Annotated in this window: 11 protein-coding genes; 2 read left to right on the forward strand and 9 right to left on the reverse strand. The window is 44.6% G+C overall.

Translation table 11 applies throughout. The features are described from left to right. Positions 1–100: 100 nt before the first annotated feature. Genes METBU_RS0115680 through METBU_RS0115690 form a run of 3 tightly spaced genes read right to left on the reverse strand, consistent with a single transcriptional unit; the run spans position 101 to position 3632 of the window. Positions 101–301 (reverse strand): hypothetical protein, encoded by a 201-nt coding sequence (locus METBU_RS0115680; protein WP_017841532.1) that lies wholly within the window; start codon positions 299–301, stop codon positions 101–103. Positions 302–336: 35 nt separating this feature from the next. Then, positions 337–1644: a restriction endonuclease subunit S gene (locus METBU_RS24375; protein ID WP_017841533.1), complete on the reverse strand. Its 1308-nt coding sequence runs from the start codon at positions 1642–1644 to the stop codon at positions 337–339. Beyond that, positions 1641–3632, reverse strand: coding sequence for an N-6 DNA methylase (locus METBU_RS0115690; protein ID WP_017841534.1), 1992 nt, complete (start codon positions 3630–3632; stop codon positions 1641–1643). The genes METBU_RS24375 and METBU_RS0115690 overlap by 4 nt, the downstream gene beginning before the upstream one ends. Before the next feature lie 405 nt (positions 3633–4037). On the opposite strand from METBU_RS0115690, the gene METBU_RS24380 reads away from it, so the two are divergent. Then, a complete protein-coding gene (locus tag METBU_RS24380) occupies positions 4038–5495 on the forward strand; it encodes an IS4 family transposase (protein ID WP_017841535.1) in 1458 nt (485 codons plus the stop codon). 151 nt (positions 5496–5646) lie between these two features. On the opposite strand, the gene METBU_RS0115700 is transcribed toward METBU_RS24380, so the two are convergent. From METBU_RS0115700 to METBU_RS29045, 6 genes are all read right to left on the reverse strand, one after another. Beyond that, entirely contained in the window at positions 5647–7410 is a 1764-nt protein-coding gene (locus tag METBU_RS0115700) for a DUF262 domain-containing protein (RefSeq protein ID WP_017841536.1), read from the reverse strand. A gap of 24 nt (positions 7411–7434) precedes the next feature. Beyond that, positions 7435–8088, reverse strand: a complete 654-nt coding sequence (locus METBU_RS0115705; protein WP_017841537.1) for an HNH endonuclease — start codon at positions 8086–8088, stop codon at positions 7435–7437. Between the two features lie 14 nt (positions 8089–8102). Next, positions 8103–8396 (reverse strand): hypothetical protein, encoded by a 294-nt coding sequence (locus tag METBU_RS0115710; protein ID WP_017841538.1) that lies wholly within the window; start codon positions 8394–8396, stop codon positions 8103–8105. A 17-nt stretch (positions 8397–8413) separates the two neighbouring features. Then, complete coding sequence (locus METBU_RS0115715; RefSeq protein ID WP_017841539.1) at positions 8414–9412, reverse strand: hypothetical protein; 999 nt, start codon at positions 9410–9412, stop codon at positions 8414–8416. A 462-nt stretch (positions 9413–9874) separates the two neighbouring features. Further along, the gene (locus METBU_RS0115720; protein ID WP_017841540.1) at positions 9875–10156 is read right to left on the reverse strand and encodes a helix-turn-helix domain-containing protein; all 282 of its coding nucleotides are present in this window, start codon (positions 10154–10156) and stop codon (positions 9875–9877) included. Beyond that, the gene (locus METBU_RS29045; protein WP_268869770.1) at positions 10156–10290 is read right to left on the reverse strand and encodes a type II toxin-antitoxin system RelE/ParE family toxin; all 135 of its coding nucleotides are present in this window, start codon (positions 10288–10290) and stop codon (positions 10156–10158) included. The genes METBU_RS0115720 and METBU_RS29045 overlap by 1 nt, the downstream gene beginning before the upstream one ends. 71 nt (positions 10291–10361) lie before the next feature. Here METBU_RS29045 and METBU_RS28785 point away from each other — a divergent pair, with 71 nt between their 5' ends. Next, positions 10362–11066 carry a transposase gene (locus tag METBU_RS28785; protein WP_017841541.1) on the forward strand — a complete coding sequence of 235 codons (705 nt, stop codon included), beginning with the start codon at positions 10362–10364 and terminating at the stop codon, positions 11064–11066. Positions 11067–11076 lie beyond the last annotated feature (10 nt).

Consider the following 11076-nt stretch of genomic DNA (forward strand, 5'->3'; position numbering starts at 1 on the left):
ATTCTATGCGCGGGGTCGCTGATAATATCGCGGCTCACGGCACAAAGCTTGGGGTCGTTAAATACCCACCACAGCAAAACATGGGTATCGATAAAATAGCTCATTCCCATGCGTCCAATTCGGCATCAGGCAGCGGCTCAAAAAAGGCATCGCCTAGTTTTCCGGGCAATAATCCCGGTTGGCGCCTTTGCGGGGGCTCTTTCTTCAAACCCAACCTGAAGTAATGAATCAAATCATAAATCTCCGCTAACTTGTCTTCAGGAATATCCTGCAATTCCTTCATGATTTGTTCTTGTAGCATGGCTGTATCTCCGAACTAAGTGATAAATAAAACGCTCATGCGGCTTGCGGCTCTTGTGTCAGATTTGATGACAATTCACCTAATGGCTCAGGCAAATCCAACTGCTCGACATCGATCATGCCGGTCATCAGACGCGGCAGCAGGATGTCTCGGGCTTCTTTTAGGAGTTGGTTTTGAGATCGATATATTGAAATGGATTCATAAAGAGGTGATGAAAATTCATCATATTTTATTAGTAGATCTTTTGTTGGGACTACTATCTTAACGATTTCTGCCAAATCAGTTCTGGATAACTCTTGTTGATTCGTTGCCCCTTTGCCAAGATTTGCGATAAAAGAATCAATATGTTCTAAAGCCCTTCCTAAATACAATGCTGATATAGTAAAGCTAGCCCTAACAATAGTGACATGAGTGTCTACAGTAGAAGGGCTTGGTGATTCGAATACTTGAGCAACTCTACCTAATGTTCCTGTTCCTGTAGAGTTAATTAGAATATCAAATTTTTTTATTAATTTTTCATCAGGTATTTTTCTTTCTTTTGAAGTGAATCTTGCTTCGTCAAAATTAACAAAATGCTCCCTAATACATTTTTGATTTATTACATACGACCCATCGCTTTCAACGTAATCAGGAGATATTCCTCTATTTATGTATGATGCCAAATTACCAAGTTTTCCCCGAGACCATCCTACCGGCAATTCAGTTTCCGAATCCATCGGCGTGGTTTCGTGGCCGGGGAATTTCATGCGTACAAACCATTCTTCATAGGTGATTTGCGCCATTTCTTCCAGTAGCTTGATGCGTTTTAAGTTGTTTTCAATCAGGTCGTCATAGGCGGACAGAATGGCAGCGATTTTTTGTTGTATTGTTAGCGGAGGATAGCGAATTTTAACGTTTCTTAAATCACTACCTCTGATTCCTTTTACGGTTACACCGGAACTTAAAGCAGTAATTGATGGCTTACCAACCGGAGAAGAAAAATAGTAATAATAAAAAAGAGGGTACGCTTTTTCTAAATTTAGTCGGACTCGAATGATTGAAGATTCGAAGGTCAACTCCCCTGTTAGTCCTTTAATAAGAGATATTTTTCCAGATCCTTCCTCTACAATTGATCTTCTAGCAAATAACAAATCACCATTTTTTAAAAGAAACCTTTCTTTTTCATCGTTGGAAAGCTCTATTTTTCTCATTTTTTGATTGCCAATGAATTCATATCCAAAGAGCTCTTTCATATTGACAATCTGCATTCCACTGCCTTGGAATTCAGCGGCTTTATAAACCCCATTTCTGACAGGTTCAGCAAAAACTTCCCCAAAGTTAACAAAACTCCAATTGTTACTCACAATCCTAACCTCAGAATCTGCTCCATCATTGCATTTGTGTTTTCATTGAGGGCGAATAACTCAGCATTAATTTCTGTCATACGCTTTTGATAATCAAAATCCTCGTCCACTTCGATGCTATACCCTACATACCGCCCCGGCGTCAGGCTGTAGTCGTTTTCCGCCACTTCGGCCAAATCGACGATCTTGCATAAGCCTTCGATATCGGCGTAACGGTCGTCGGGAAAGTATTGGGTCAAATGATGCCAGTCTTTCAAGGCTTGCTTGTAATCGTGCAACGGTTCGCCGACCTGGCTTTTGCAATACCGGTTTTGATAGGCGTTGATCGCGGCGTTCAATTCGCGCAGCAGTTTGCCTTGCTCATCCAATCGTTTTTTGCCGGTGCTGTCTTTTTTATCCAGCGCTTTTTTGTCCGTATCCAGTTGGGTTTTGTAGCTTTCCAGCAAAGCCGCCAGCCGTGGCACAGGATTTTCAAAGGTTTGCAATAGGGCATGGCAAGCGGCGTAATCGGCATCCTTAGCCAGGATGACGCATTGCGCCAATTCAAGTTGTGCGGCCTTAAAGTTCAACGCAGTGTTGTTAAACATAATGCCGGCACACTGTTGCCGTAACTCGTTGACGGCCTCTATCAAATCAGCGGCTTGTTCAATCGCCTGGGCTTGCAATTGCATGACTGCGTTACTTATTGCATCTGAATCGCCGCGATAGGCGTTCATGATCGCGGCAAAGGTCAGCAATTGCCCGGGCGAATAATCGTTGATCGTAGTCGTGACTTTGCGGAAGGTGTTGCGCGCATCGATCATCAGGATTTTGTCGCGGTTTTTTTCGCGTTTGCCGCGATCCAGAAACCAGACATGACAAGGCAGCGAGCGGGTGTAAAAGAAATTATTGCCCACCGAAACGATGCAATCCACCGCGCCGGTTGTTATCAGTTTTTGGCGGATGGCTTTTTCGGTGTTGCCGGCGTCGGTGGCCGAACTGGCCATGACGAAACCGGCGCGGCCCGTGGCGTTTAGATAGTGGTAAAAATACTGTATCCACAGATAGTTGCCGTTGTCGGCCTTTGGGATGCCGACCTCTTTAAACAGGCGAGGGTCGGTCTTGACGTAGTCCTTGTCTTTGTCGACCTTGTTGACGTTGAACGGCGGATTGGCCATCACGAAGTCGCATTGGCCGATCAGGTCGTGCGGGTCGGAGTAAAAGCTGTTGCTTTCGATGACCTTGCCTTCGATGCCGTGGATCGCCAAGTTCATTTTCGCCAATTTGGCATTGTTGGACTTTAACTCGGTGCCGTAGCATTTGATGGTTTCATTGACGCTTTTGCCGCCGTGCTCTTCGATAAAGTGGCCGGTTTGCACGAACATGCCGCCGGAACCGCAGGCCGGATCGTGAATGATGCCGTGGTCGGGTTGAATCAGGTTGACGATCAATTGCACCAACGACGGCGGGGTAAAGAATTCGCCGCCTTCCTGCGCGCCGGCCCCGCTCATCGAGAACTTCATCAAAAAATATTCGTAAATACGGCCGAATACGTCCCCGCTAAGGTTTTTGACCGAATCCTTGTTAAATACCCGAATGAGTTCGCGCAGTAAATCGGGGTCCAGCTCCTGATAATTTTTCGGCAAAATGCCGGCCAGATCGGGGTATTCCTCCTCGATCAGCCGCATCGCGGTATTCAAGGCTTCGCAAATGCCGACGCCTTCGGGCAGATTGGCGAGATAGTCGTATTGCGATTGCTCGGGAACCAGCATGGCTCCCGCCGCCAAGAAGTGTTCTTTAGTCGGTTTTAGTTTGCCGCGCGGCGTTTCAGGCATGGCGACTTCAATGGCAACCTTGGCTTGCTCGTAGCGGTTTTGCGCATAGCGCAGCAAGATCAGCCCTAGCACAGGGTCTTTGTATTCCGCCGCTGTCAGTTTGGAATTGGCCCGCAGATTATCGGCACTGGCCCAGAGTTCGGTTTCGAGTTGTTTAATTTGTTGCTGATTCATCGAGTTGTCGGCGAGCTTCCGTTATTTTTTGGCGTCGGGAATGCGGCATGAGCCGCTGGACCCTCGGTCGGGGCCTATTTAATACGAATTATCCTATCATGGACGTTTCGATTTGTTTAATCCCAGCCGGCATCCCGGCAATTCCCAGTTTAGGGATCACAGGTACGAGGGCGCACAAAAAAGCAAAAGATAGTGATAATAGAGAACAACGGGCTCCTTTTAACGTTGCCATTTTCAATAAGTTATTTAAATGCCAACTTAACTCAGTGACCTTAGGGTAAGGGGAGATTTTTTATAATAAATCCCCCCAACCCCTAATGCCACTAAGTTAAGGTGGCATTTAAATTGCATTTATAAAATAACAATAAACTTAATACAATAGCGTTGCTATTTGGTAAGATTGAGTTGGCATCAATATTCCTTAAAAACAGGAGAAGTGTCTGCGCAACTTATCCCACCCCCCAAGAACAACTCGAACGCTTTAAAAAGCAATTTTTACAACTCGACGCTCAAGGTATTGAGGATTTATTACCGACCGAGCCACTCCAGCGGCTTTTGAAAGACGCTGAAGAGGCTGTTCCGCACACGCTCCGGCAGCGGATTTGGACGCCGCTCGTGACTTTGCTGGCGCTCATTAAGCAGGCTTTGAAGCATGGCAGTTGCAGCGATGCCGTCAAATCAGTGCAAACCGAACAAATTAACTGCGGGCAAACGCGCTGTTCGGGCAATACCTCCGCGTATTGCCAAGCCCGGCAAAAACTCCCGGAAAGTTTACCACGAGAGCTCATCCGCTATACCGGGGAACGACTAGAAGCGGCGAGTCGAACGCACTGGTCCTGGCGAGGCCATCCCGTTAAGCTGGTCGACGGTAGCACGCTGACCCTGGCAGATACCTGCGCCAACCAAGAGACTTACCCGCAAGAATCCAATCAACAGGCCGGCTTGGGCTTCCCGATTCTGCGTCTTGAAATCGTGGCCTCGCTCAATCACGGCGGTTTATTGGGCGCGGAAGTTGCACCCTACTGCGGCAAAGGAACGGGTGAGACGGCTTTACTCAGACGCCTGATGGCAACGACAGTACAGCCCCATGATATCTGTCTAATGGACCAGTATTACGATAATTTCTGGACGATAGCTCAGTTCCGTGAACGCGATGCCGAGCTATTATGCCCGATGCGTAGCCATCGCAAAATCGATTGGTCGCAAGGCGTATGCTTGCGCGGTGACTCTACTGACCGTCTATTTGAGCTCAAGAAGCCTAAGCGCCCGGAATGGATGACGCCTGAAACGTATGAGGCCCTGGCGGATCACATCACGGTGCGGTTTTTTCGGATCTTTGGGCAAACCTACATGACCACATTAGTGGATGCCAAGCACTATCGGAAAAACGCACTACGGAAATTGTATCGGCACCGCTGGCAAATTGAAATCGATCTCCTTTTTATCAAAAAGGTCATGCAGATGGAGCCGTTACGCTGTAAGACACCTGCCATGGCACGAAAAGAGCTCACCGTATGTCTGCTGGCTTACAATCTGATTCGCTTGCTCATGCTGCAAGCTGGCATACGCCATCATGTTTGGCCGTGCCGAATTAGTTTTACAGAAGCCTTGGGAAGCTACAAAGAATTCGCTTCGAGTCTCGCGCAAACGACTGGTGAAACCCTGTTGAATTGGATTAACAACGTCTTGGAGATCGTGGCATCCAAAACGATCGGCGAACGTGAAGCGAGAATTGAGCCGAGAGCTGTGAAACGACGACCGACAAACCCGTTTCCTTATTTATCCGCGCCGCGCGCTCAGGTTAAAGAACAGCTATTAGCAAAACGCAAGGGAGATCAAATTATGAGATGCGCTAATGTTTAGGCAATTTTAATGCCTAATTAACTTAGTGGCATTACCCCCAACCCCTATTTTTTAAAGGGAGAGGCCAACAATTACGCCTGAATTGCTGTTTTTTGTCAAAGGGGTCTGATATATACCTCTGATCTGATAGGCTGTATAAGAAGTAAACTATTTATTTAAAAAATTCTTTTAAACGAACAGTAATCAATTCTTCTCTATGCTTAATAAATGCGGGAAAGTTTTCGAGCCTGTATAGCGAAAGATTTGTCGGCAGTAAGTGCCGAGTAAAAAAGCTATCCTCTCTTGTCTGAATCCATACATTAAAGTCCATTTGTGATTTTTCGATAAATTCGTCTCGCGAAAGCAATACCAAATTTGGCATACGGTCAGAAGAAGCTATATAAGTTTCTATTAAATTTCCTGATACACCAGCGCTCACAAGTTTTTCTTCTTCAAAAAAACTTAGAGGGAAAAGATGGTCTTTTTGAAAACGAACATTTAGCCAATCGTACTGATCATAAAGTAAAGACAGTGCAACAAATCCCAATTTTTTACTGTAATTGAGGCCTAGAAACTTTTCTATGGCAAGTGGATCGTATTCCGCGGAACGACCACGCAAAGTCATTTGAGCAACTAATTGGTTGCCTGGAAAATAATACGATGAACTTATTTCCTCACGAATGACACGGCGTGCTATTCCAATAGTCACACCAGCCTGTCCACCAAAAATTCCATTGAGCAGAGCATTTCCTAACCAGTGTCTGATTGATTCTAAATTTCTTGAATCATTCTTCATATCATCTAAACGACCAAGTTCAATAAGTTTATGAAAATAATAGACAATGACCATAACAGCATTTAAGCTCGTTAAGTTATGTTTTGCTATTCCAAACAAATTAACTGTTCTGAATGATACTTCTAGCGCTTCTTTTATGCTGGGCCAATTTGCCTCAATGATTGCAAGGTTGTCTTTAGTAAAATTTTGGATTTTAAACAAGAAATCAAGCTCTGAAAGCAATAATCCAGATCGCAAAACAAAATCACGATCAACATTATTTTCACTTTCCAATTCATTGTTCAAGTAAAGCACGAGATGATTGATTTCATCCCTTGCGTTGAGTTCAGACCATTTCAACGTAACCATTGACATTAGTAAATCTGACTTGCTTAACTTTGTGCCGCCATCATTGGCTCGAATGAAGATATCGAGAACTTTATCATAAGATTGGCTTTTTTCTGTGTAGTAGGAAATTGCTTGTTCATTCCATATTACGTGATAAAGCCTATCTAAATTGGCCCTGAATATTTTTTTTTGCTCTCTAGAAAGTGAGCCAGCTTCTTCAAGCAAGTTATCATGAAGATCGTCATATATGTCACGATCATGGCAGGTTAGAATGTCAGCGACCTTAAACCAATACTTGTTAGTTGCCGTATTACGAGGTGGGAGAGTTTCGTCATAAAACTTAAACCCATAACTTATGTCCTCAAAATAATCTTCTTCCTCGGCGTCCGGCTTGGAGTTTTTCAATAAATCTAGAAATAATGCTTGTTGAACCCATGCGTTAGGGTTATTTTTTCTCTGATTTTTTATTCTAACTGTATAAGTCCCTTTTAAACCAATCATCAATGATGTTAGGCGTTGTTGTCCGTCAAGAACTAGGGTTATATCATCATCTTCGGATGCGTCTGTCTTTTCATCGTGTATTTCCCCGAATTTAAAGTTTTTAACAAATTTATAAGTTTCCCAGCTTTGACGGTTCTCCGATTTGAGATCCCAAAATAGAAAAGAGCTGATTGGATAACCTTGCATCAACGAGTCGAATAAGCGAACAATCTGTTCTGTTTCCCAAACAAATGGCCTTTGTATAGCGGGTAGAAAATAAGATTTATTAAGCTTACCGAGTGTGTCGGCTATTGTTGTTGATTTGTAAGACACTTTTTATCCTTTTTATATTAATAATTAAATTCGGTTACCCTTTGATAAATTGCACCGCTCACAAAGTAACTGAAGATTTCTGATCGTATTACTTCCGCCTCGTGAAAATGGAATGATATGGTCAAAACACAGCTTTTCTTTGGTACCACATTCAACACAACGGCCTCCGTCTCTCTGCCACACCTCTCTTTGAACCGCTCTAGGAATAGCCTCTCTCCTGTTTTTTATCTCTTTGGGCGTTGGGAGTGCTGATCCGTCGACTGGCATAGCGATTTGATCAGATAGTTCTTCCTCATTGATGTCCGACAATGGAAGTGAATCACGAAAAGCTTTAATAAAGTCTATCGTTTCTCTCAACTGTGTCTCTGTGCGAACAAACAATTTGATTACAGGCAACCCTCGGCTCAGTCCAGGCGATGCGTATGTATTACTATGTCGACCAGCTTCCCCTGGATATTCTAGGGCAATTTCTGGTACGGCTTGGCCTTCTGTTGGATAAGGTAACCAGATATAGACACCTTGCTCACTGTTTGGACCGTCAATCTGCATGACGGATCCAAGATCGTGTCTGATATCCCATGCTAATACTTTGGCGGTGGTACGCGATGGAGTGCCAAACTCCGCAGAAAAAACATCAATTGCTCTGTTAATGAGTTTGTTCTGTACTTTCTCTTGCATATTTTGCCCCGTGTTTATTGCCTATGCGTTTTAGTCCGCGGGCTACCAGTTAAATAACCCGTAGTCACAACTATCTGCTCATCCGCCTGGTGGCTTTTGATCATGTAAACGTCTTTCAATTTATCGAACTCTTTCAGCAACCTTTCCAATTGGTTTCGGGCTTTCTGAAAATTTTTCTCCTTGAAATAAATCAACTCTGTTCCGCCATGCTGGTGTTCGACCGCACCATGCTCAATCAATAAGTCCAGCACAAGCTTGGGAATACAGCGTTGTTGAATTCTAGTTTCTGCGTGCTTGGTTAAAATCATGATGGCTTACCTTTGATTCAGTTGAACAATTGTTTGGCTTGGTACTCGGCGACTGCCGAAGCCAAAATCCGGCTGCCTTCGATTACAAAAGTATTAAGATTCTCAGATTTATAAAATTTGCCCAGCTCCAACAATGTATTGGGCGTCAAAATGCTTAACCTCTCGGAGACGTCTAAATTTTCCAAATTGTTGTATGCCTGGGTATGTGACTTATTCCAACCCAGTTGTTTTGCTAAGTCGGCAATCTCCAGCTTCGCCAACGTCCTCAGGACATAACAATGATGCCTAAACTGGCCTAACGTTTCGTATGTGTTGTATGGTGGTTCTTCTTCATATAGAAATGGTCCGGTAAATCCCCTTTTGGTTAATAGCCATCGGTAGGCTTCATCGGCATCTACAACCGTTTTGTCCTCTTGGCGACCGGCAACTATCAAGCGATCAGGCCCTTTTGAGCTAACGGCATTTCTAACGGTTTTAATTCCTACCCCGGCTAGCAAGGCAATCTCGTCTAATGTTAAATCAAGGCGTTCTAGGAGATTCCATCTTGCGCGTGCAGCTTCGGTAATCGTAAATAATGTTTCTAAAATAGGATCATCTTTACCACCTAGCATCGTAACCCCATCATCCTTAAACGATAATCTAGGTCGTGAACCAAATACATTTTGAAATGTACCTAACTCTAATAATGCATCAGATATCCAAGCTTCTAAATTATTATTACCATTGATGCTATCAACTCCATCCCACACACCTGTCTGTGCAAAATTAAAAATTTCTTGAATTCGTATTACAAAAACTGAATTTTCTAAATCGCTTTTTTCAATATAAGATTCGAGTGCTTCCGTCGAGCCGTCATAGTTAATATCCCCACCCTCATAGCTTTCTTCATCGATTTTCAACAATCTGGCGCCGGCTTTTTCATCAAAGAAACAATCAGTCCACATGGCGATAATTCCAAGAAATTCCATCGCGGCTTTTTTGGCGTCTTCTTTTGTGAGTTTTGAAAGTGTTATCATACTGCCCACTTAGTTGGTTTGGGAGTCATTTATTCCCGACGATTAAGAGTATACATGTCCTTTGTGAATTATTCAAGGAATTTAGGAGGCATTTTTTCCTTTTTTAAAAAGGGGCATTAGATGGAGCCGGAGAAAAGGGGTCAGAAAAGGGGTCCAGAAAAGGGGTCAGGTTACATTCTTGTGCTATTATTTAGTTAGTCCTTTAAACACACCAAAGCCATGCCTCGTCTCCCGCGCCTCGACTTGCCGAATGTCCCGCAGCACATTGTGCAACGCCATCATAAAAGGGGACGCATAAAAGGGGTCAGGTTACTTTTTGGGGTCATAGGAGGCCTGGACGTTCGGGGGATCGGCAATATCGTGGTCGATTTGTTTAAAGGTTTGCATAATCGATTGACTTTATAAAACAGCCTGACCAGCATTAACGCCGGAAAACACGCTGCGGCCCATGCTGCAGTATTATCATGCCGCTTCTCGCACCCGCATCTCGATATGTAAACCGGCTGATGCGGCCATATTGACTAGGGCATCTAGACCAAACAAATTAATCTTGCCGCGCATAAGATCAGAGATACGCGGTTGGGTAACGCCGAACAATTTTGCGGCCTGCGCTTGATTTAATCCGGCGCGGGTAATGTGATCTATTAAAATCTTCATTAGAGTCGAACGAAGTTTCATGTTTTCGGCTTCCTCAGGCGTGTCTTCGATAGCATCCCACACACTGGAAAATTGCTCGTTATTCATTAGGTTAACTCCTTTAGTAAATCACGATAGCGTTTGGCGGCTAAATTAATATCTGCCTGATTGGTTTTCTGGGCCTTTTTCTGAAAACAGTGCACCATATAGACAGCGTTGGCAAATTTGGCGACATAGAGCACGCGAAAGAGAAAAGGGGTCAGGTTACATTATTGTGCTATTATTTCGTTAGTCCTTTAAACATACCAAAGCCATGCCTCGTCTCCCGCGCCTCGACTTGCCTAATATCCCGCAGCACATTGTGCAACGCGGCAATAATCGCCAACCCATTTTCTTTGATGAAAATGATTATTCGATCTATCTCGAATATCTGTGTGAAGCCTTGGCGAAGAACTATTGCAAGCTTTACGCTTTCGTTCAGATGACGAATCATGTTCATTTGTTGTCAGTGAGCGAGGCTCCGGGCGGGATTTCCGGTTTGATGCAATCGGTCGGTCGGCGGTATGTCCGTTACATCAATAAGACCTACCAGCGCACCGGAACGCTCTTCGAAGGGCGTTTCAAATCGAGTTTGATCGACAGCGAGCGTTACTTGTTGACCTGCATGCGTTATATTGAATTGAATCCGGTCCGGGCCGGCATGGTGGACTATCCATGGGATTACCGGTGGTCCAGTTGCCGGCATCATGTGACCGGAAGCGGCATGGAATGGTTGGAGGAGCCGCCGGAATATCGCCTTTTGGCTGCGAAACCCAAGGCCCGAGCAATGTCCTACCGCGAACTCTGCAAGCAAGCCTTGGCCGACAATGACATTAGAGCGATACGCGCGCACTTGAACAAAGACTGCGCGCTCGGTTCGGACAAGTTTCAGCATGAAATCGAGGCTGTTTTGGGTCGACGCGTCAAAATTGCGCCGCAAGGTCGCCCCAAAAAAGCAAGAGATGGCAATAAAAAGTAACCTGACCCCT

The sequence above is a fragment of the Methylotuvimicrobium buryatense 5G genome (assembly GCF_000341735.1).
GTDB lineage: Bacteria > Pseudomonadota > Gammaproteobacteria > Methylococcales > Methylomonadaceae > Methylotuvimicrobium > Methylotuvimicrobium buryatense.

Excerpts from the sequence above, each read along its gene's own strand:
- METBU_RS0115680 (WP_017841532.1), bottom strand. The coding sequence starts at position 301 with ATGCTACAAGAACAAATCATGAAGGAATTGCAGGATATTCCTGAAGAC.
- METBU_RS0115705 (WP_017841537.1), bottom strand. The coding sequence starts at position 8,088 with ATGCAAGAGAAAGTACAGAACAAACTCATTAACAGAGCAATTGATGTT.
- METBU_RS0115720 (WP_017841540.1), bottom strand. The coding sequence starts at position 10,156 with ATGAATAACGAGCAATTTTCCAGTGTGTGGGATGCTATCGAAGACACG.
- METBU_RS0115715 (WP_017841539.1), bottom strand. The coding sequence starts at position 9,412 with ATGATAACACTTTCAAAACTCACAAAAGAAGACGCCAAAAAAGCCGCG.
- METBU_RS0115710 (WP_017841538.1), bottom strand. The coding sequence starts at position 8,396 with ATGATTTTAACCAAGCACGCAGAAACTAGAATTCAACAACGCTGTATT.
- METBU_RS28785 (WP_017841541.1), top strand. The coding sequence starts at position 10,362 with ATGCCTCGTCTCCCGCGCCTCGACTTGCCTAATATCCCGCAGCACATT.
- METBU_RS0115690 (WP_017841534.1), bottom strand. The coding sequence starts at position 3,632 with ATGAATCAGCAACAAATTAAACAACTCGAAACCGAACTCTGGGCCAGT.